11 protein-coding genes and 1 pseudogene are annotated in these 20,884 nt (G+C 71.4%); 5 read left to right on the top strand and 7 right to left on the bottom strand.

Annotated elements, in window-relative coordinates; translation table 11 throughout:
- Positions 1 to 8: 8 nt before the first annotated feature.
- Positions 9 to 3,011 (bottom strand): Tn3 family transposase, encoded by a 3,003-nt coding sequence (locus DS843_RS20875; protein WP_286192227.1) that lies wholly within the window; start codon positions 3,009 to 3,011, stop codon positions 9 to 11.
- 95 nt (positions 3,012 to 3,106) lie between these two features.
- Here DS843_RS20875 and DS843_RS20870 point away from each other — a divergent pair, with 95 nt between their 5' ends.
- A complete protein-coding gene (locus DS843_RS20870; RefSeq protein WP_149470761.1) occupies positions 3,107 to 3,745 on the top strand; it encodes a recombinase family protein in 639 nt (212 codons plus the stop codon).
- Positions 3,746 to 4,054: 309 nt separating this feature from the next.
- Positions 4,055 to 5,155, top strand: coding sequence for an IS110 family RNA-guided transposase (locus DS843_RS20865; RefSeq protein WP_149470760.1), 1,101 nt, complete (start codon positions 4,055 to 4,057; stop codon positions 5,153 to 5,155).
- Between the two features lie 183 nt (positions 5,156 to 5,338).
- On the opposite strand, the pseudogene DS843_RS20860 reads toward DS843_RS20865, so the two are convergent.
- The 6 genes and pseudogenes from DS843_RS20860 to galE all read right to left on the bottom strand — a co-directional run.
- Positions 5,339 to 6,607: pseudogene (locus tag DS843_RS20860) on the bottom strand (ISL3 family transposase); the annotation flags it as partial.
- Between the two features lie 191 nt (positions 6,608 to 6,798).
- Positions 6,799 to 8,307: a glycosyltransferase gene (locus DS843_RS20855; protein WP_149470759.1), complete on the bottom strand. Its 1,509-nt coding sequence runs from the start codon at positions 8,305 to 8,307 to the stop codon at positions 6,799 to 6,801.
- Entirely contained in the window at positions 8,297 to 9,304 is a 1,008-nt protein-coding gene (locus tag DS843_RS20850) for a lysylphosphatidylglycerol synthase transmembrane domain-containing protein (protein ID WP_167525388.1), read from the bottom strand. The genes DS843_RS20855 and DS843_RS20850 overlap by 11 nt, the downstream gene beginning before the upstream one ends.
- A 94-nt stretch (positions 9,305 to 9,398) precedes the next feature.
- Entirely contained in the window at positions 9,399 to 10,937 is a 1,539-nt protein-coding gene (locus tag DS843_RS20845) for a glycosyltransferase (protein WP_149470757.1), read from the bottom strand.
- Between the two features lie 87 nt (positions 10,938 to 11,024).
- Positions 11,025 to 12,698: a glycosyltransferase gene (locus DS843_RS20840; protein WP_149470756.1), complete on the bottom strand. Its 1,674-nt coding sequence runs from the start codon at positions 12,696 to 12,698 to the stop codon at positions 11,025 to 11,027.
- A complete protein-coding gene (gene galE / locus DS843_RS20835; protein ID WP_149470755.1) occupies positions 12,695 to 13,741 on the bottom strand; it encodes a UDP-glucose 4-epimerase GalE in 1,047 nt (348 codons plus the stop codon). Before galE ends, DS843_RS20840 begins: the two co-directional genes overlap by 4 nt.
- A 319-nt stretch (positions 13,742 to 14,060) precedes the next feature.
- On the opposite strand from galE, the gene DS843_RS20830 reads away from it, so the two are divergent.
- The 3 genes from DS843_RS20830 to DS843_RS20820 all read left to right on the top strand — a co-directional run bounded on the left by DS843_RS20830 (position 14,061) and on the right by DS843_RS20820 (position 20,882).
- Entirely contained in the window at positions 14,061 to 18,008 is a 3,948-nt protein-coding gene (locus DS843_RS20830) for a glycosyltransferase (protein WP_149470754.1), read from the top strand.
- A complete protein-coding gene (locus DS843_RS20825) occupies positions 18,005 to 19,090 on the top strand; it encodes a glycosyltransferase family 2 protein (protein ID WP_149470753.1) in 1,086 nt (361 codons plus the stop codon). Before DS843_RS20830 ends, DS843_RS20825 begins: the two co-directional genes overlap by 4 nt.
- A 139-nt stretch (positions 19,091 to 19,229) precedes the next feature.
- A complete protein-coding gene (locus DS843_RS20820) occupies positions 19,230 to 20,882 on the top strand; it encodes a hypothetical protein (RefSeq protein WP_149470752.1) in 1,653 nt (550 codons plus the stop codon).
- Positions 20,883 to 20,884: the final 2 nt, after the last annotated feature.

Raw genomic sequence — 20,884 nt, 5'->3', positions numbered from 1 at the left:
CCATGCCTTCAAGTCTGGGATGAAGCCTGACGCCATCCTCCATCGCACCCTCCGCGTCCCGTGAGTCCGCGCGTAATCTCGATCATGGAACCCGGTTCGGGAAGAAGGGGGCGCTCGTAACGCTTACGGTTGATGTGTTGCCATCCGAGGGGCGCGAGATGGCTCAACAACTCGTCGGGAATGCGCTCACCCCCGGCGCGCAGGGAATCGATGGCCCGCTCCATGTAGACGGTGTTCCAGAGGATGATCGCGGCCACGACCAGGTTCAGGCCGCCGGCGCGGTGCTGTTGGTTCTCCGGCGTGCGGTCGGGGATGCGCCCAAGGCGGTGAAAGCACACGGCGCGGGCGAGCCCGTTGCGGGACTCCCCCTTGTTCAATTCCGTCGTGGCTTGGCGGCGAAGTGCCGGATTTTGCAGCCATTCCAAGACGAAAGCTGTCCGTTCGATGCGCCCAACCTCCCGGAGCGCCAAGGCCAGTCCGTTCTGCCGTGGGTAGGAGCCCAGGCGCTTCAGCATCAGCGAGGCCGGCACGGCGCCGGTTCGGATCGAAGCAGCCAACCGCAGCACGTCGTCCCAGTGCGCCTGGATCAGCGCCTCGCCGATCCGTCCGACGATGAACGGCTCAAGGGCCGGCCAGGCCGCCGCCGGCCCGAAGGTGTAAAGGCGCCGGTCGTGCAGGTTCGGAATGCGCGGCGCGAAACGGAATCCCAAGAGACTGCATAGGGCGAAGACATGGTCAGAGACTCCGCCGCCATCGACATGATGGACGGCGATCCTGGCATCCGTGCCATGGTAGAGAAGGCCGTCGATGACGTGGGCCGCCTCGCTCTCCGCCACCGAGATGGCCTTGGTGTGGTAGGGCGCGTAGCGGTCGGAGATGTGGGTGTAGAAGGAGATCGCCGGGCCGGTCCCCTTGTGCGGGTTGACGGCCCCGGTCACCTCGCCCCGCCCGCCGAGTGGGAAGTGCTGACCATCGGAACTGGACGCCGTTCCGCTGCCGAAGCGGGCGGCCAGGGGCTGCGCCTGCTGAGCCGCCACGATCCGGGCCAGAGCCCGGCCATAGGCATCCTCGCTGACGTGCCACCCCGCCGTCCAGGCCAGCTGCTTGTAGCTGGCGACGCTGCACGCCTCGGCCATGCGCGTCAGGCCAAGGTTGGTGGCGTCGGCCAGCACGGCGGTCAGGACCACGCGGCGGTCCTCAGCCGGGAGGCCGGTGCGCAGATGCGTGAAACAGTCGGCGATGCCGGTCCACTCGGCGACCTCATCGAGGAGATCGGTGATCCGCACCCGGGGCATTCGTGCGTAGACTCGGTCGGCCAGCCTTTCCGCCTCCTCCGGTGTCGCCGCTTGCAGCGGGGAAATCTTGAGGGTGTCGCCACTGAGGCGGACATCCACAAGCTGGTCTTGAGCGGCCTTCTCACAGACCTCCCGCAGCCGCGCTTCCAGCAGGTCCTTGTGGTCCTGGAGGTAGAGTGCGGCGTCGCTCGGCACGGCCACCGGCAGCGGGCCAGCCGCCCGCATTTCGGCGAACAGCGGTTTCGAAATGAGCTGGTCCTCCACGGCCCGGTACTGCCGGCTGCCGACCACCCAGACGTCGCCGGCGCGCAGCCGGTCCCGCAACTCCGCGAAGAGACACAGCTCGTAGGCTTGGCCGTCTATGGCGCCGTCGCGGAAGACGGCGGGCCGCCAGCTCCGTCGGATGAAGCCGGTCGGGAGGTCCTTGGGCAGGGTTCGCCGGGTGCCGGCATAGAAGGTGCGCAGCGTCGCAACCGCGCGGAGCAGCCCGGTCACGGCGGCGATGCCCTGGAACTCGAAGGCGTCCAGGAACAGCGGGCCGACCCGCCGCAGCAGGGCATGGTTCGCTTCGGCGAGCGCGAGGTAGTCCGGACCGTCGTCCTTGATCATCCCCTTGGCCTCCGCGACGACCTCGGCGAACCGGTCCCAGGGGATCACCTTATCCACCGCGGCGAAGGCGTCAGTCCCGGTTTCCCTGGCTTCGAACAGCGCGTCACCGAGTTTGGTCAGCAGGCGCACCTTGTCATTCAGGGACCGGGCGTTGGTGTGCAGATCGGCCGAGGCGCGCCGCTCGGCCCGCCGGAACATCCGCCCGATCAGCCGGTCGAAGAGACCGATGGCCTCGTCGGTGAGGCGGGTGAGCGTGTCGAGCACCGTCACGATCAGGACAGCGTGCCGGCGGAGCGGGCCGAGCGCCCGGAGGTGCTGGGCGGTCAAGCGGCTTCCCTCGCGGGCGAGTTGCCGGACCCGGTCGGTGTGGATGCCGTCGGTCGCCGTGGGGGCGATCCCCACCTGCCGGAGATGCCGGAGCTGATCGATCAGGCGCGCCATGGACCGATGACCGGGCGCGCCGGGCGAGTGGCGGGCCCAGGCCAGCGAGCTGACCGCGGTTCCGGGATGGTTGTCGAGTAGCGCGTCCAACACGGTGCGCTTTTCAGGAGACAAGGTGCCGCTCAGCTTGGCGGCGGCATGGCGTTCCGCCTGCAGGAGAGCGGCGGCCACCATGCGTTCGACGGTGGTGGGTCCCGGCGCGGCGATGCGGCGGCGCCGCAACTCCGCCATCAGCGCTTCGGCGACATGGATCGCGCTGACCGTCGCCAGGGCGATCGGCACCAGCCACGTTGAGAGTTCCCGGTGATCGGGTTGGGTGAAGGTGCGGAATCCGAAGGCGTCGCGCAGCGCGTCCAGTTGATCGTAACGGGTCGGTGCGCGGGTCGCATAGTCGGCGAGAGCACCCGGGTCGATGTCCAACTGCTCCGCCACGAATGTGACGATCACCAGCGGGATCAGTTCGCCGGGCCGGATCAGCCGGCCGGGAAAGCGCAGGGCGCAGAGCTGCAGGGCGAAACCGAGACGGTTGTGCGGCCGGCGGCGCCGGGCGATGACCGCCAGGTCGTCGGGGCCGAGGGTGTAATGGCGGATGAGGTCGGCCTCGGTGGTGGGCAGGGCGAACAGGGCGGTGATCTGGGCGTCGGTGAAGACGCGACGGCGCGGCATGGAGGGGCTGTCCCAGTTGGAGTATAGTCTGTTTTGGCTGGTGGCGACCCTAGCCGGGACGCGGGTTTGCCGGCCATCGATCCGGGAAGGTTCAAATGGGACAGCGCGCCGCGCTCTATTGCCGGGTGTCCACCGCCGACCAGTCCTGCGCGCGGCAGGAACGCGACCTCCTCGCCTTCGCCGCCCGCGCCGGCTACGAGGTGGCGGGCGTCTTCAAGGAGACGGGGTCAGGAGCGAAGCTCGACCGCGTCGAACGCCGGAAGGTGATGGCGCTCGCCCAGGCCCGGCACATCGATGCCGTGCTGGTGACGGAGCTATCACGGTGGGGGCGCAGCACTCTCGACCTGCTGGAGACCTTGCGTGAGCTGGAAGCGCGGCGGGTTTCGGTGATCGCGCTGAGCGGTATGACCTTCGACTTGGCGAGCGCCGCCGGCCGCATGATGGCCACCGTGCTGGCCGGCATCGCCGATTTCGAACGCGACCTGCTGCGCGAACGGGTCCGATCCGGCCTCGCTGCGGCCAAGGCCCGCGGCAAGACGCTCGGCCGGCAGCCCGGGCAACGGCCGAAGTCGGACCGGCTCGCGGCCAAGGTGCTGGCGCTGGTTGCCCAGGGGCGCAGTTATCGCCTGATCGGCCGGGAACTGGGCCTCAGCAAGAACACCGTAGCCGGCATCGTGAAACGCGCACGCGACGGAGCTGCGGCCGGGCTGGAAGGAGTCCGCAACGCCCCTTGATACGGCCATGTTCTCGCTTTGTCCGCTTAGCGTATATTCGCGTCCGTTCTTGTATGTTCTGTGTCCGCCCTTCCGGCCGCCGGTGCCGGTCATCCGCGGTTGAGGGGGTGGGTTCGGAAGAGGGGTGTCGTCGCCCGTTCCGGGGTTCGGCCCCGCGCCATAGATTGGCACCCTCGTCCGTTGCCCCGGGCCTGCACGGTATCACGACGCATCGGCACCGACCTTGGCCGGTGGCGCCGCATTCACAAGGACAGGTGCCCGGCAGCGGCTCCGAGGCTCTTCGCGGCCCACAACGACAGGAGGGACGCCATGACCTTCGTGGGCATCGACATCGGCGCGGAAGCTCATGCCGCCGCCGCGGTGAACGATCAAGGCTCAACGGTGTGCAAGCCGTTCCGCTTTACCGCGGACCAAGCGGGACACGCCGCCCTGTTCACCGAGCTTGAGCGGCTGGCGCCGGTCCAGCTCGTCGTACTGGAAGCCACCGGACACTATTGGAAGAACCTCGCCGCCGCCTTGGTCGCCCGCGGCCTTCCGGTGGCCGTCCTCAACCCGCTGCAGTCCGCCCGCTTCCAGCAGGAAGCGCTGGTGCGCACCAAGACCGACGCGCTCGACGCCCTGGGGCTCGCCCGCCTCGGCCAGCAGAAGCGGCCGCTGCCGGCGACCTTGCCCGATCACGCCACCGAGCAGCTTCGCGAACTGATCCGTCACCGCGACCGGCTCGTCCAGGACTGCGGCGACCGCGTGCGGCAACTCCATCGCCTGCTGGACCTCACCTTCCCGGAGTTCAAGCAGCATGTTGCCCTGCTGGACACGGCGCTCGCCCTGACGATCCTGAAAGCGTTCCCAACCGCGGCGGACATTGCCGCCGCCAAGCAGACCGTCGCCGCCCAGAGCGGCGATGTCTACCGGGTACGGATCCGGCATGCCTGCGAGGATTTGGCGCTCTGGCGCGCCCGGCTTCTCACCATCGACACGATGGTCGAGGCGTTGCTCGAAGACCATCAGGTCGCCCGTCTGCTGACCTCCATCGAAGGGATCGGCACGACGACGGCGGCCCGGTTGGTGGCCGAACTCGACGATCCCGCGCGGTTCCGCTCGCCGGAAGCGTTGGCCTCCTACATCGGGCTGGTGCCGGCCCTCAAACACTCTGGCAAGCAGACGCCGAAGCGGGCGGGTCTGTCACCGATCGGCAAGGCGGCCTTGCGGCGGGCGCTGTGGATGCCGACAGTTCATGCGGTGCACGCCAGTCCCTGGTTGCGCGCCTTCTACGACGGCCTGCGCGCCCGCGGCAAGCCGGGCAAGGTCGCGCTGATCGCCGCGATGCGCAAGCTGATGGTCGCCATCTGGACCGTCGCCAAGCAGCGACGCGCCTGGTCGCCCTCACCGCCTCAGGAGACGACCGCCTGAGCCCCAGCGGTCGGTCGTCCCGACCGACCCATGCCGAACCATCGCCGGGCCGGACGGCGCGGGTCAAGGCCGCAGCCGCCGCAGGCGGGGGCGCGTCAGCGCCAGCCTTGACCCGAGGCGGCCGGTCTGGCCCTCAACCCGCTTTTCCGCTTCACAAAGGGTACGGTATCTATGGCGTGACCCCTCCTCGTCATCCGCTACCACCAACCACGCCGCCCGGCGGCGTGACGGTGTCCGCCACGATGCCGCCGCTCCGGATGGCGCTACGCAGATCGCCTGCCGTCGCGGCTGTGCCCAATCCCGGACGACGCTGCGCTGCCCGGTGAAGCCAAGGGCCCGGATCTCCCGCCACAGCCGGGCGGCGTTGTGGCAGCCCTCGTCCCAGCGCCGCGACAGATGGTCGGTGAACGGGGTCAGCACGCTGCCTTTGGTCGGCTGATCCCACGATGGCGGCTGACCGGCGCGCAGCCAAGCCCGTACCGTCTTACGATCGAGATCGAGCGTTTGGGCAATGCGCGTCTGCGACCAGCCGCGGGCGTTCAGCGCTGCTGCCTCTTCGTATCGGGCGAACCGCGCAGTCTGGGTCGCCGTCCGGCGTTGTTCCCTGCGGGTTGCCGGTCGGGGTTCGGGAACCGGCAACACCGTCGGCTTGTCGCTGGTCGCGGCTGGCGCAGTGGCCTGTTTGGCGGCGGTCCGAAGATCTCGCTGGTGGCCGGTGAGGACTTGGCCCAGCGCATCGCCAAGATTGCGCAGAAGATGCCAGCAGTCGGCTACCTGGATCGCATCTGGCACGCCCTGGCGAATCCCGTCCGCGTAGGCACCAGCCCGGTCACGGGCGACGATCTCCACGCCGGGGTGCGCTTTGAGCCATGTCGCCACCGTGCCGGCTTGCCGGTCGGGCAGCAGATCGATGGGACGGTTGCGCTCAAGATCGACGACGATGGTGCCGTAGCGCTTGCCCCGGCGCCAAGCCCAGTCGTCGATTCCGATGACCCGCGGCGTTGGGGCCGGCTCCACGGGCACCGCGCGGATCAAGCGCAGCAGCGTGTCGCCGCTGACCGGCATAGCGAGCCGGGTGGACAGGCGGGCGCCGGGTTCTCCACCGGCGCTCAACGCAACGGCACGCTGCGCCTCGGTAAGTCGCCGGGTGCGCCGAACCCGAGGCGCCGCCACGGTGGGCAGGCGTTCGGCGAAAACCCGGCGGGGACAGTCTGCCGTCGCACACCGGAAGCGGCGCACCTGGAGATGGAGTTCTCCCACCCGGCCCTGCCAAGGCAGGTCGCCCAGGTGCCGGGTGTATCGGCTGTGGACGCGGAAGGAGGGGCGCCGGCACAGCGGACAGGCCGCCTTTGCGGCACGCACATGGGCCGTGACAGCGACCCGATCAGCATCAATGAAAACGTGATCGACGACAAGGCCGGCCGGGAGCAGCGAAAGCAGTGATTTGGACAAGGAAACTGGCGCTCTGGAGGGAAAGTTGTTCCCTCTATGTGCTCATCCTCGCTCCGATCTGCATCAGGCATGCACCGGGAATGCGGATGGGCCAATTTTCATCCGGCCTTTACACTGCTTCGGGCCGAAAGAAAAAAGCCCCGGACCGTTCGCGCGGTCCGGGGCTTTCCGATTCCAGCCGATGGCGGCGGTCAGAACGCCTTCAGCTTCTTCCAGGCGAACAGCACCATGCGCAGCAGCAGCCAGCCATGGCTGAAGCGGCTGATCTGCGTCTCGCCATAGCTGCGGTCGGCGTAGCGGATCGGCACCTCGACGATCTCCAGGTTCAGCTTGGACGCGCCGAAGATCAGGTCGAAGTCGCCGAACGGGTCGAAGTCGCCGAAGTAATGGCGGTTCGCCACGATCTGGTCGTAGTCGCTCTTCCACAGAACCTTCGTGCCGCACAGCGTATCGGTGAAGCGCGTGTTCAGCAGGAAGGAGAAGATGCGGGCGAAGGCGCGGTTGGCGATCCAGTTCAGGAAGCGCATGGCCTCGTCGTCCATCGGGTAGACCAGACGCGTGCCGTTGATGAACTCGCCCTGGCCGGACGCGATGGCGCGGTAGAATTTCGGCAGGCTCTCCGGCGGGACGGTCAGGTCGGCGTCGAGGATGATGAGGATGTCGCCCCGCGCCGCGTTGAAGCCGGCGCGCACCGCGTCGCCCTTGCCCTTGCCGGGCTGCTTCATGACCTTGATGTCCCAGTCCGGATAGGCGGCCTGGACGCGCAGGCATTCCTCGTAGGTGTTGTCCTTGCTGTTGCCCTCGACGTAGATGACCTCCAGGTCCGGGCAGAAGCGCGGCAGGCGGCGGATGGCGTTCTCGATGTTGCCGCGCTCGTTCCGGCAGGGGACCAGCACCGTGCAGGACGGCTGCTTCTCCGGCGCCTGCGCGGCGGGGCGGGCCACCACGTAGTTGCGCAGGCACAGCTTCCGGACGCCGGGCAGCGGGGCGATGCTGCGGTTGATCAGCGTGCCGAGGCCGAGCAGGCGGCGCGGCACGAGCTGGCGCCACTCCCGCTTCACCGGCTGCCAGCCGGCCAGCGTCAGAAGCCCGGCGATGTCGGCGCTGGACAGCCAGTTGAGCTGGCCCTGCGGCATCTTCAGCCCGAGCTTTTCGGCAAGACCCAGCACCGGCTCCCACAGGCGGGAATGGTAGCTGACGATGATGCGGGTGCGCGGCGTGGCGAAGCGGTGCAGGTGGCGCAGCGTCTCCTCGATGTCGTCAAGGAAGCCGATGGTGTCCGACAGCAGGATCACGTCGAAGGTGCCGGTGACCCCCGCCAGGACCGCCGGGTCCTCCGCGTTGCCGGCGTGGAACTCCAGCCCCGGATGGCGCTGCCGTGCCCGCTCGACCATCGCCGGGCTGAGATCGATGCCCACGCCGCGGGACGGTTGCAGGAAAGCCAGGGTGTCGCCCGTGCCGCAGCCGACCTCCAGCACCGAGGCGTTCTCCGGCACGAGGAAGCGCAGATAGGCGCGGTCGGCCTCGTGGAAGGCGCTGTTGCGCTCGACCCAGCGGTCGCGCTCCGCGGCCAGCCGGTCGAACAGGTCCTTCACCCCCTGCTGACGGGGCGACAGGGTGCGCGTCTCGCCGGCACCGGCGGGTGCGCCGGCACCGGCGGGTGCGCCGGCCACGGTTTCCTCAAGGGCTTCAACGGTCATGGGTACGGTCCGCAACAGCGTTTCCGGAAGCGTTTCGGCTTCCGCGGGACAGGGCAAGCCAGGCAAGGCCGCCGGGAAGGGCCGTCAGCGTCACCGACAGCCCGATCATCAGGGAAAGCAGGAGGGCGTCCTCGAACGGAACGCCGAACAGGGCGAAGCCGGCCACCATGGTGCCTTCGCGCACACCCCAGCCGTTCAGCGAGATCGGGAGAGCCGTCGCGATGATCGCGGTCGGCATCACCGCCAGGATGTCGAACGGGCCGAGGGTCAGGCCGATGGCCCGCGCGTAGAGCAGGGTGGCGGCCAGCGTGCAGATGTGGACCATCACGCTGTGGCCGAGCGCCTTCAGCGTGGCCGGGGCCAGGAAGGCGGCGCGCAGCCGCGCCACCAGCGTCATGCCCGCGGCGATCAGGCGGTGGGCGCGCAGGGTGCCCGGCAGCGGCAGGCGGTCGATGGACAGGCCGGCGGCGAAACCCGCCACCCCCAGAAGGACCAGCGCCGGCAGCATCCAGGCCATGTCCGGCGGCACCACGGCGGCCAGCCGCGGCAGCCCGGCGAACAGCAGCAGGCACACGCCGAGCAGGGCGAGCAGGCGGTCGAGCACCAGCGCCAGGATCACCGCGCCGGGCGACTGCCCTTCCTTCCAGGTCAGCCAGCCGCGCACCGCGTCGCCGCCGATGGCGCCCGGCAGAACCTGCCCGAAGAACAGGCTGGCGGTCATCAGCAGCAGCGCCTTCACCGGCCCGATCACCAGACCGGTGGCCCGGCAGGCGGCGCGCCAGCGTTCGCCGGCGAACAGGACCGCGAGGGCGCTCAGCCCCAGCCCCAGCAGAAGCGGCGGCAGGGGCGCGTTCGCCAGCCGGTGCGCCATGCCCGCCCAATCCGCCTGGGACATCAGCCAGCCGACGAGCGCCACCGTGAGCCCGACCTTCCCGAGAAGCGGCAGGATCTTGTGCCCGGAACGGGCCGGCGCGGGCAGTATGGCTTCAGATCTCATCGGCGGAACAATCGGATCGCGACGTTTCATACGAATTGCGGCAGGCGGGCGCACTGTAACGTTCTACCAGGAAGATTACCACGCCTTCCGTTCTTCATCCTTTTCCTGCCCGCTCTTCAGCCTTCCCGTCGCCCCGCCATCCCGCGGCGATCGCGTGCAGCAGCGGATTGACGCCGCGGGCCGCGGCCTCGGGATGCCGGGCCAGATAGGCGGCGGCGCTGAAATCCGGACCGGGATCTCGGCCCGCGGCGGCGCCGTGCCGGAGATAGTGCAGGGCGGGGTCGATCCCGTCCGCCGCGGCCTCCGGGTTGTGCCGCCGGTAGAAGGCCGCGTCGAACAGCCCGCTGGCGTAGAGGGCGCGGACCTGCCGATGCTCCCGCAGCCGGGCCGGAAGCTGGAGCGTCAGGGTCCAGAAGGCCAGCTTGGCGGCCCGGCGCAGCGCCGGATGGGCGGCGGCCCGCCGGGCGGCGCCATGGGCGGCCCCACGGACGCGGCGCAGCGGGGCCGTGACCCGCCAGGAGGTGGAGGCGAGCACGCCGTCGAGCCGCGCGGCGAGGTCCGCCGCCTCGGACCGCAGCTCCGCGGCCTCCGCGCGATCCCGTTCGTGACTCCGGGCCTGCGTCTCGGCCCGCGCCACCGCGTCGGCCAGGACGCTCCGGAAGGCGGCGTCGCCGTGGAACGGGCTCCGCTCCAGCGTGTCGGTCGGGTGGTTGCGGAAATAGGTCAGGCAGAGCTGGACCGGGACGGTCAGGACGTGCCGGTCCAGCACGTCGAGCAGCCGGGCCGCCCGCTGCCAATCCACCGGCCCGCGCTCCGCCGGCCCACCCCGACCGGGCCGGTCCCACAGCCGGTGCAGGAAGAAGGCGGCGGCCGCCGCATGCTCCGGCTTGACCCTCTGCGGCCCCTCGCTGATCGTGTTGGTGGTGTGCAGCCGGTAGCTCAGCAGCGGCCGGTCCAGGATCTGGAAATCCGCCCCCTCGGCCAGCAGGCGCAGGAAGAAGTCCAGATCGTGGGCGTAGCGCAGCGGGCTGAAATGGCCCACCCGGTCGAACAGGCGGCGGCGGACCATCAGGTTCGACGTCGTCATGACGAGGTTGGCGTTGATCAGCGACAGGGCGAGGTCGCCGCTGCGGCGGTGGAAGGCCATGGCCTCGTTGTGCCACGGGTTGGCCATGGGGCGCCCGTCCCCGTCGATGAAGTCCAGGCCGGTCGCCAGGGCGTCCGTTTCCGGCCGCTCCCGGAAGGCCGCGGCCATCGCGGCGAGGCGGTCGGGGTGGTAGAGGTCGTCGGAGTTCAGGATGGCGACGAGGTCGCCGGTCGCCCGATGGATGCCGGCGTTGATCGTGGCGTGCGCGCCGCGGTTGGGCTGCGACCAGAAGACCAGCCGCGGCCCCGCCTGGCCGGAGGCCCGGAACGCTGCCTGGCCGGAGGCCTGGAGCGCTGTCTGGCCGCCGGAGGCTTGGAACAGGGCCTCCACCACGCGCGCCGACCCGTCGCGCGACCCGTCGTCGACGACGATGATCTCGTGCGCGGGCAGGGTTTGCCGGAACACGCTGTCCAGCGTCCGCGCGATGAAGCGCTCGTGGTTGTAGAGCGGGATGACCACGGAGACCCGCGCAGCGTCCAGTTCCATCCGTCGAAGAAGCCTCGCCCTCTTGCCCGTTCCGCCATCTGGCCCCCGCCGTTTAGCCCATCGGGCGGGCGGGCTCAAGCGGCGGCCTCAGGGATGCGGCGCGCGTCCCTTCCGGACCCCCAGCCGCCCGGCCGCCCGGACCAGCAGGCGCAGCGGGGCGCCGAGGTCCCACCAACCGGAGGTCAGGGCGGAGAGCGCCCCATGCAGCCTCTCCGGCAGAGGCGCGCCGTCCGGCGGCAGCGCCGCGGCCCGCGGGCGGCCCAGCAGCCGCCGCGCCGTCGAGCCGCGCAGGGCGCCGAGCGCCGCGTCGACCCGCCGGCCGGCGTCGGCCAGCTCCGCGCGGGACCGCTCCAGCTCGCTCCGCAATGCCTCCGTCTCGTCGTGCAGGTCGCGGTGGAGCCGGTAGAGTCCGCCGGCGAAAGCGTCATCGACCCGCAGCGGCGCGGGAATCCGGTCGCCCGCCGAGGGAAGCGGCCCGTCGGCGGGGCCCCAGCCGCTCTCCTCCAGCATGGCGCGGAACAGGGCCTCGTAGCGTCCGGCCTGATGGTCGAGCGTGAAGCCCTCCTCGATCCGGCGGCGCGCCTCCCGCCCCCAGGCGGCGGCGGTCGCCGGGTCCGCCATCGTGTCCAGGACGCCCCGCGCCAGGGCGGCGGCGTCGAAGGGGGCGGCGAGCCGGCCGTTCACCCCGTCCTCCACCAGATCGGGCATGCCGCCGACGGCAAAGGCGACCACCGGCGTGCCGCAGGCCATCGCCTCCAGCATGACGTTCGGCTGGTTATCCTCCAGCGACGGCAGGACGACGGCATCCGCCGCGGCGTAGGCCGCCGCCAGCCGCCGGTCGTCGCCGATGTAGCCGAGGTCGTGCAGCCGTACCCCCTGCTCCGCCAGTTCCGTCGCCGCGTGGCCGAAGGTCATCACGCACAGCCGCCCGGCCTCCAGCAACGCCCGGCCCCGCGGGTCGCCGCGCAGATGGTCCAGCATCGCGGTCAGATGCTCGAACCCCTTGCGCCGCTCGCCCGCGTGGTAGGCGCCGAACAGCAGCGCCCGGTCGTCCGGATCGATCCCGAACGATTGCTTGGCCGTGGCCTTGTCGGCGGGGACGAAGAGATCGGTTTCCAGAGCGTTGGCGATGGCGTGCACCCGGCCTTCGGCGAAGACGCGGCTGCGCCGCGCCTCCCCGGCCAGCCAGAGCGACGGCGACACGGCGGCGACGTTCGGCCGCGCCAGGGCGGCGCGCTTGGCCGCGAGCACCCGACCGGTGACCCCCAGCGGATCGTCCGAAAGCTGGGCGCAGGGCGTGCAGCCGTCCGTGTAGCCCGTGCAGCCGGCGGCGTAATGGCAGCCCCCGGTGAAATGGGCCATGTCGTGCAGGGTGAGGACGACGGGCGGTCCCAAACGGGCCAACGCCCCCAACCCGTCCGCCGACAGGAACTCGGCGACCCAATGGACGTTCAGGACGTCATAGCGGCTCAGGACCGGAAGACCGGCAAGCGCGTAGCCGACCGTCTGGGCCGTGAAGACGGTGTTGGACAGGGCCGTCCGGCGCGGAGCGATGTAATGGTCGCCGAAGAACCAGGCCGCGGCCTCGCCGTCCGGGTCGGCCAGCGGGCGGATGCCGACGCTGCCCGACGGGTCGGCGTCGTGGTCCAGGCAGAACAGATCGACCCGGTGCCCGCGCGCGCGCAGCCCGCGGATCAGGCGGCGCATGGCGCGCGGCGCCCCCCCGCGGGCGGGGTCCTTGCTGAGAACGGCGACCTTCATGAGCGGGGGGCGGACCCTCCCGGTGCCCCGGCCTGCCCCACGGACTGCTCCAGCGAGCGCTCCCAGGACAGCGCGCTGCGCACGATGACGTCCAGCCGGTCGTGCTTCGGCACCCAGCCAAGCTGCTCGCGGATGCGGTCGGCCCCGGCGACGAGCTGGGGCGGGTCTCCGGGCCGGCGGTCGGCGAAGGTGGCGGGCACCTGCTCGCCGCTGACCTCCTCCAGCGTGCGCACCACCTCGCGGACGGAGGCGCCGCGCCCGTAGCCGCAGTTCAGCAGCAGGCTCCCGCCGCCGCGCCGCAGATGGAGCAGCGCCAGCACATGCGCGTCGGCGAGGTCGCTGACATGGATGTAGTCGCGGATGCAGGTGCCGTCCGGCGTGTCGTAGTCGGTGCCGAAGATCGCCAGCGGCGGCCGGCGGCCGAGCAGCGCCTGGCAGGCCACCTTGATGAGGTGGGTCGCGACCGGCGTCGCCTGTCCGGTGCGGCCCGCCGGGTCGGCGCCGGCGACGTTGAAGTAGCGTAGGATGACGCTGCGCAGCCCATGGGCCGCCCCGGCGTCGCGCAGCATCTGCTCCGTCATCAGCTTGGAGGCGCCGTAGGGGTTGATCGGGACGGTCGGCGCCTCCTCGCGGATCGGCACGCTTTCCGGCGCGCCGTAGACCGCGGCGGTGGAGGAGAAGACCACCTTGTCGATCCCCGCCCGCAGGCAGGCGCCGAGCAGCGTCAGGCTGTTGGCGGTGTTGTTCCGGTAGTAGTCGAGCGGCTTCACGACCGATTCCGGGACGACGATGGAGCCGGCGAAATGCATCACCGCGTCCACCCGGTGGTCGCGCATCACCCGGTCCAGCAGCTCCGCCGACCCGATGTCACCCTCGACCAGAGGAACGGCGGCGGGGATAGCTTCGCGCCGCCCCGTCGACAGATCGTCGATCGTCACCGCGGGAATGCCGGCGTCGGTCAGGGCGTGAAGGACGTGACTGCCGATGTACCCCGCCCCGCCGGTCACCAGGACACGGGGAGAGACCGCCGTTTGATCCGTCATGCTGCGCGCTTCCTTTCGCCCTGCTCCCGGATGTCACAGTCCGCCGCAAGGACGGCGGCCGCGCACCGGGCCATGGGCCGTGGCTACAGGAAATCCCGAAGCCCTGTCAACCTGACCAAAAAGACGCCTTCAAAGGCGTCTCCGGCGGTCGCCGCGCCGGGATTCGGGGGAAACCGTGGTGCCCCATCGGACGAATCCCGCCGCGCCGGACCCCCGGTTCCGGCCCGCCGGGCGGTCGGGGCGCGGCTTGCGTCCGTGTCTGGCCGCCGTTACTATCCGCCGCCGCTCGCCGTGCGCCCGGTTTTCGGAGTTTTCTTCCATGTTTGACATCGTCGGCCGCGCAATCCGGAGCGGAATCCCCGTTCGCGGCCTGGCCCTGGCCGATCTGCCCGAAGCCCATCCGCCCGAGGCCGGTTTCCGCGACGGCGCGGAGGCTGTCGTTCCCCGCGGACAGGACCCGTTGCGGCTCGACGGGGCTCCGGAGGAATGGGCGGACCGGCTGCGCGCCGCGGACGCCAACGCCCTGATGGCCGGCGGCGCGGAGGTCTTGTTCGGGCTCGGCGCCGCGGGCGGCCTGGAGCCGCTCGATGTGATCGCCCTGCCCCCGGCGGCGGAGGGGGAGACGGGGACGCCTCTGGCGCCGTTCCTGTTCGACCGGGGCTTCGTCCCGCTGCGCGGGGCCGGACCCGGGCGCCTGTTCGTGCGCTCCGCCGTCCTTCCCGACCCCGCCGACGCCGGGGCGGATGAGGGCGCCGCCGTCGCGATGACCTCGCTCGGCAGCAACGGGCGCTTCGCCAACCAGATGTTCCAGTACGCCTTCCTGCGCCTCTACGGCCTGCGCGCCGGGGCGCCCATCCAGGTGCCCGCCTGGGACGGGGAGGCGCTGTTCGGGCTGTCCGACAACCGGCCCGACCCCGACGCCCTTCCGGAAATCCGCTTCTACGACTTCGACGGAGACGACCGCATTCTGTGGGCGCTCGACGCGCCGCCCGCCGGCGTCGATTTCTGGGGCTATTTCCAGGAGCTGCCGGAAAGCTGGCGGCAGCACCGCGCCTTCCTGCGCCGCCTGTTCCGGCTGCGGGCGGATCTGTCCTCCCCGCTGGACCGCTGGACCGACCGCGTGACGGAGGGCGGGCGGCGCCCGCTGCTGGCCGTCCATGTCCGCCGCGGCGACTATGTGCGGCTGCATCGCGAGGGTCTGGGCTGGTACCGCCCGATCCCCGAGGGCTGGTACGTGGCGTGGCTTCGCGAACGGCTGGCCGCCCTGGCCGGGGCCGGATCGCCCGAGCCGGTCGTCTTCGTGGCCACCGACGATCCGGCGGGCGTCCTGCCGGCCTTCGCCGAGTTCGAGCCGCTGACCGCGGCTAATGTTTCCGCTGCCGACGTTTCCGCCGGCGATGCCGATCTGCCGGCCCACCTGATCGACTTCGAGGTTCTGCGCCGCGCCGGGCATCTGGGCATCGCCAACAGCAGCTTCTCGCGCATGGCCTCTCTTCTCGCGCCGGACGGCCAGCGGGTGGCGGTCCCCGACATCCGGACGGAGCGGCTGGTGCCCTACGATCCCTGGGGCGAGCGGGCCTTCTGGGAGCGTTTCGACGATGGGAATCCTCCGGACCCGGCCATGGGCGATTCCCCCGGCGCGGTGCTGCGGCGCGGGTTGCGCGCCCGGCGGGAGCGCGGCGAGGGACTGGCCGCCCTGCATTGGGAGAAGGTGCACGCCGCCGCCCTCGAACAGGCGGTCGCCGAGGGGAAGGCGTGGGCCGGAGAGCTGCAGGAGCGGATCGGGGCGCTGACCGAATCGCTGGCCGCCCAGAAGGCCTGGACGGAGGAGCTGAACGCCTCCTTCGCCGCCGAGGTGGCGCGGAGCGAGGAGCTGCGGGAGACCCTTCACGACCGGGAGCGCCGGGTCGCGGAACTGGGCGGCGCCCTGGAGCGGCAGGCCGTCGAGATGGTCCGGCAGCGCGACGCCCTGGGGGCCGAGCTTGAGGCCGCCCGCTTCCAGGCGATGCTGGGGACGCCGAAGTGGCTCGTGCGCCGGGCCCTGCTGAAAGGGGCCTTCCTCGGGCTGACCGCCGCCGACCGCGCGCTCGGCTGGGCGCATGCGGGGCTGCGCCTGCGTTTGCGCTACGTCGCCGGGCTGATCTACGACCGCCGGTACCACGAGCTGTCCGTCCTGCTGCGCAGCAAGTTCGGCGCGCCCGCGACGGCGGCCGGGGGGGCGGCCGGGGGGGCCGCCGTTCCGGCTCGGAACGGCACCGTCGCGGCGCCGGCGCCCCCGCCGGCGCCGGCGCCGGCTTCCGCCGCCGCTCCGTCCGCCATCCCCGCCGCCTTCATGGGCGGTGAAGCGTTCGAAGCGGAGATCCGCGGCTGGCTGAACCCCGGCTGGTACGGCAGCCGCGAGCTGGAGGCCGGAGAGCGCTTCTGGACGCCGCCCGCTGCCACGGACCGCGCGGGGCCGGACGCCCGCTACGAGGAGGGGACGCAACGCATCCTCGGCCTGTTCGGCGAGATGCCGGACGACCTTTCCCCGAATCCCGATCCGTACCTGCGCTTCGGGCCGCTCGACCGCTTCCACCAGCGCTTCGCCGCCGCCGCTCCGGCCGCCGCGACCCCGGCCACGCGGCCCGACGCGGGATTCTCCATTGTCACGCCCTTCTTCCGCCATCTCGGCTTCTTCGAGGACTGCGCCCGCTCGGTGGCGGAGCTGGTCGCCCACACCGAGGCCCGCGCGCCGGGCGTCGCCGTCGAGTGGGTGATCGCCAACGACGACCCGGACATCGCCGACGCCGCCCTGCTGGAGCGGGTGCCCCCGGCGATCCGCGACCGCGTGACCGTCGTGCCGACCGGCAAGGCGGGGTCGATTTCCGCCGGGTTGAATCTGGCCATCGGGCGCAGCCGCCTGGACTGGGTGCTGTTCCTCGACTGCGACGACCTGATCCGGCGCGAGGCGGTGGAGGTGCTGCGGCATTACGCTGCGCGCTTCCCGAAGTGCCGCTACATCTCCTCCTCGATGGCGGACATCGCCGAGGACGGGACGGTCATCCGCTTCCGCCGGCACGACGCGCCGCCGCAGCGGATGCTGGAGCAGGGCATGCTCGCCGGCCACCTGAAGGCGGTGCGGCGCGACGCCTTCGCCGACCACGGCCCGCTCGATGCCCGCTTCGACGGCTGCCAGGACTTCGAGTTCGTCCTGCGGATGATGCTCGACGAGCCGATCCTGATCGTTCCGGAGCCGCTGTACTTCTACCGCTGGCACGGCGGCACCCAGTCGCTGTCGCGCCACGTCCGCCAGATGGAAACCCACCGGCGCATCCAGCGGCATGTCCTGCGCCGCCTCGTCCGGCCCGCCGCCCACCCGGCGCCCGCGGCGTCCCTGGCCCTGGCCCTGGCCCCGGCCCGGAGCGGCGCCGGGGACCCCCTGCGCGGCATGGCGGTGGTGCGCACGCGGGGCACGCGGCTGGACCTGCTGCGGGAGACGGTGCGCTCGATCGCCGAACAGCCCCTGCCGATGACCCCCGCGGTGGTCGTCCATGGCGACGAGGCCCTGGCCGCGCGGGTGCGCGCCTGGTGCGACGACGCGGCGCCCGGCACCCTGTGCCTGGCGGCCAGCCAGCCCGGACGGCGGCGCGGCTATCCGGCCAATGTCGGGATCGAGCACGCCCTGGCCCATCCCGACCGCTTCGGCTACGTCATGTTCGTCGACGACGACGACATCCTCTACCCCCTCGCCTCCGAGCGGATGGCCGGGGCGATGGTCCATGGCGGGGCGGACGTCGTCTACGCCGTCGGCAACAAGCGGGTGCCTTGGCAGCCGGCGGAGGAGGCCTATCACCCGCTGCCCGCGGCGGTCCTGCTCGGCGGCAACTTCATCCCGATCAACACCTACGCGGTGCGCACGGCGACGCTCGCGGCCACCGGGGCACGCTTCGACGAGACGCTGGAGTATCTGGAGGACTGGGACCTGCTGATCCAGCTTCTGGGCGGCGGCGCCCGCTTCCACATGCTGCCCGAGACGGTGTCAGAGTTCCGCATGTTCGGCGACGGCAACACCACGGTCCGCCGGATGCCCGAACTGTTCGAGGCCGCCGACCGCAGGCTGCGGGCGCGCTGCGCCCAGACGGCGGCGCGGATGGGCATCGACGCCTTCCACCGCTCCGTCCTCGATTTCGACTTCGCCGCCCGCCCGCCCCTCGCCCCCACGGAGATCGGGATGATGATCGACGCCCAGGCCCGTTTCGCCGAAGGGCGGGACACGATCGCGGCATGACCATGAAGGAACCGCAGGCCATGAGCGGCCAGGGCAAGGCGAACGGCACGGAAGCCGGGGTCGGCATCGGCATGGGCACCAGCGTCCTGCTGCCCGTCTTCATGCGCGGCGCCTCGGTGACGGAGGTGGCGCTGCTCGACCGCGCCATCGCATCGGTCCTGGAGCAGGATTATCCCGGACCGCTGGAGATCCTGGTGATCGACGACGGCAGTCCGATGCCGGTCGCCGACCTCGTGCGCAGCGGCCATCTGCCGGACCGGCCCGAGATCCGCTGGGAGCGGAACGAGCGCAACAGCGGGCTGGTCCACACGCTGAACCGCGGCCTCGCCCTGGCCAGCCACCCCTACATTGCACGGATGGACGGCGACGACCGCTGGTGCCCCGGCAAGATCGCCCGCCAGTTCGAGCGCTTCCGCGCCGATCCCGACCTGACCATCGTGGCCACCGGGATGACCGTCGTCGACGCCGAGGGGCGCGCGCTGGACACCCATCTGCGCAAGGACGGCTGGGGCGAGATCATGCGCTTCTCGCTGGAGGTCGGCTGCCCCTTCCCGCACGGCAGCGTGGTCGCCCGGCGCGACGTCTACCGGCTGCTCGGCGGCTATCCGCACGACCCGGCCTTCTCCCACTGCGAGGACTACACGCTGTGGAGCCTGTGGCTGCGCTTCTTCAAGCCGGCCATGGTGGAGGAGCTGCTGTTCGACTACACGGCCTCCTCCGGCTCCGTCTCCGGGCTGCATTCGGCCCAGCAGCGGCGGGCGAGCGGCGCCGTCAACCTGCGGCTCCGGCGGCAGAACCTGCAGGGCACCCTGCCCGCGGACATGGAGCGCCTGGCCGCCCTGCTCGGCCTGTCGGTCTTCGAGGCGGGGGTGGCCTGCTACCGGCTGTGGCGTTACCGGCCCGTGGCCCGGCTACCCGCCGCCGCCCTGCCCGTCCTGCGCCGCATCCTGGTCGACCGCGACCTGGAGGCGATCGGGGACGACCATGCCGAGGCCGTCGGGCTCGACCGCCTGCTGGCCGGATTCCGGAGCGCGCCGCCGTTCCCGCCGGACCAGACCGTCGCGGTCGCCGTTCACCCCTGAGGCGGGCGGCCCCGCCCCGCGGCTTCCTTCATGATCCGGCCTCCATGATCCGGCCATATGACCCGGACGGCTTGACATCGCTTCCCGGATCATGATGGCTTGCGTCGCCCGTCCGGGTGCTTCCGCCATTTGTGAGATCATGACCGACACCGTGTCCGTTTCCACACCGAGCGCCACCCGGTGGGCCCCGTTGCATGGGCGTCCGGGCGGCATCCGGCAGGGCATCCTGGAAAATCGGGCTGCCGCCGCCCTGGCGGCCCTGACCGCCCTCGCCGCGCTGCTGGCCGGCGCGGTGCCCGCTGTCCTGCGCTACAGCCCGCACGCCCCGAACTGGGACGAGCTGTATTTCCTGCACCGCGCCGCCTGCGTGAACCGTGCGGCCTTCGCGCTGGATCTGCCCGCCCTCGACCTGTGCCTGCAGGAAATGGTGAAGTCGCCCATCCTGGCCTTCCTCCTGCTGTTCGCCGGGGACATCCAGGGGCGCGCCGAACTGCTGATGCTGATGCCGGTCGTGCTGGCCGCGCTGTCCCTGGGGATCGCCGTGCTGATGGCCTGGATGGCCCAGGCGGCCCGGCTGCCGCTGGCGGCCATCGTCCTGGGCGGGCTGGCCTGCGCGCTCGTCCCGCACACGCTGGCGGTGGGCGGGCTGATCTTCGTGGACACCCTGTTCGCCCTCACCGTGGCGGCGACGCTGATGCTCCTGCCGCTGGAGATGGGGCAGAGCCCGGCGCCGTCGTCCTGGCGCGGCCACATCGCCCGCGGCGCCCTCTGGGGCGTCCTGGCCTCACTCGGTGTGCTGGGCAAGCTGACCTACGGCGTCTTCATCCTGGCGGTGTTCCCGGTTCTGGCCGTCCTGACCGTGCGGCGCCACGGGCCGGCGGCCCTGCTGCTGCGCGCCGCGGCGGCGGCCATGGTGTCGCTGCCCGCCGCCCTGGTGATCCTGCGCTACATGAAGAACTACGTGGCGCACGCGGCCGGCTCCTCCTTCGGCAACGTCGCGCAGTTCTACGACAGCGGGATGGCCTTCGGCGCCCTGGTCCGCGACCAGATCCTGGGCACCGGGACCGGCGCGGTGCCGCTGGCCCTGCTGGCCCTGATGGCGGTCTTCATGACGGTCCGCCGCCCGCGGGACGCCGTGGCGCCCCTGTATCTGCTGGCCGTTCTGCTGGGTTATTTCCTGCTCGTCTCGGCGAGCCCGAACCGTGACCCGCGCTTCTACCTGCCCTTCTGGTTCGCGCTGCCCTGGGTGCTGGCCTCCTTCGCCTGGGGCACCGGGTTGGGCACCGGGCGGGGCGATGCGGCGGGCTGGCGGCTGGCCGCCCCGGTCGGGGTGGCGCTCTGCGCCGTGCTGGCCCTGCCGGCCGCCGGCAGCCTCGAGCTGCGTTTCGTGATGCAGTCGCGCGATGCCCTGGCCGCGGTCGCCGCCGACCACGCCGCGCAGGACATCCCCCGGAACGCGCCGCCGCGGGTGCTGATCGGCAGCGACGCCGGCGGCCTCAACATCGAAAGCCTTCTACTGGCGCAGCAGCTCGCCGTGGACCCGGCCGTGCGGTCCCAGCGGCTGGACACGCTGGTGTACGACATCGTCCGCGGCATCACGCCGGAAGGCTCGGTGCAACGGTTGCGCGCCGCCGATTATCTGATGTCCCAATCCCCGCCCGACCCCAGCGCCCCGGAATGGAGCAACCGCTTCCACGGACTCTTCCTGGAGGAGGCGCGCCGCAACGGCGACGCCGTCGCCGCCCTTGGCGGCGGCTCTCCCCTGACGGTCTTCCGGATGCGTCATCCATGACG

The organism is Roseomonas genomospecies 6, from assembly GCF_008365375.1.
Taxonomy (GTDB): Bacteria; Pseudomonadota; Alphaproteobacteria; order Azospirillales; family Azospirillaceae; genus Azospirillum.
Note: the sequence above shows the minus strand (reverse complement) of the source record. Positions and strands in the feature narration are given on the sequence as shown.

Excerpts from the sequence above, each read along its gene's own strand:
- DS843_RS20875 (WP_286192227.1), bottom strand. The coding sequence starts at position 3,011 with ATGCCGCGCCGTCGCGTCTTCACCGACGCCCAGATCACCGCCCTGTTC.
- DS843_RS20870 (WP_149470761.1), top strand. The coding sequence starts at position 3,107 with ATGGGACAGCGCGCCGCGCTCTATTGCCGGGTGTCCACCGCCGACCAG.
- DS843_RS20865 (WP_149470760.1), top strand. The coding sequence starts at position 4,055 with ATGACCTTCGTGGGCATCGACATCGGCGCGGAAGCTCATGCCGCCGCC.
- DS843_RS20855 (WP_149470759.1), bottom strand. The coding sequence starts at position 8,307 with ATGACCGTTGAAGCCCTTGAGGAAACCGTGGCCGGCGCACCCGCCGGT.
- DS843_RS20850 (WP_167525388.1), bottom strand. The coding sequence starts at position 9,304 with ATGAGATCTGAAGCCATACTGCCCGCGCCGGCCCGTTCCGGGCACAAG.
- DS843_RS20845 (WP_149470757.1), bottom strand. The coding sequence starts at position 10,937 with ATGGAACTGGACGCTGCGCGGGTCTCCGTGGTCATCCCGCTCTACAAC.
- DS843_RS20840 (WP_149470756.1), bottom strand. The coding sequence starts at position 12,698 with ATGAAGGTCGCCGTTCTCAGCAAGGACCCCGCCCGCGGGGGGGCGCCG.
- galE (WP_149470755.1), bottom strand. The coding sequence starts at position 13,741 with ATGACGGATCAAACGGCGGTCTCTCCCCGTGTCCTGGTGACCGGCGGG.
- DS843_RS20830 (WP_149470754.1), top strand. The coding sequence starts at position 14,061 with ATGTTTGACATCGTCGGCCGCGCAATCCGGAGCGGAATCCCCGTTCGC.
- DS843_RS20825 (WP_149470753.1), top strand. The coding sequence starts at position 18,005 with ATGACCATGAAGGAACCGCAGGCCATGAGCGGCCAGGGCAAGGCGAAC.
- DS843_RS20820 (WP_149470752.1), top strand. The coding sequence starts at position 19,230 with ATGACCGACACCGTGTCCGTTTCCACACCGAGCGCCACCCGGTGGGCC.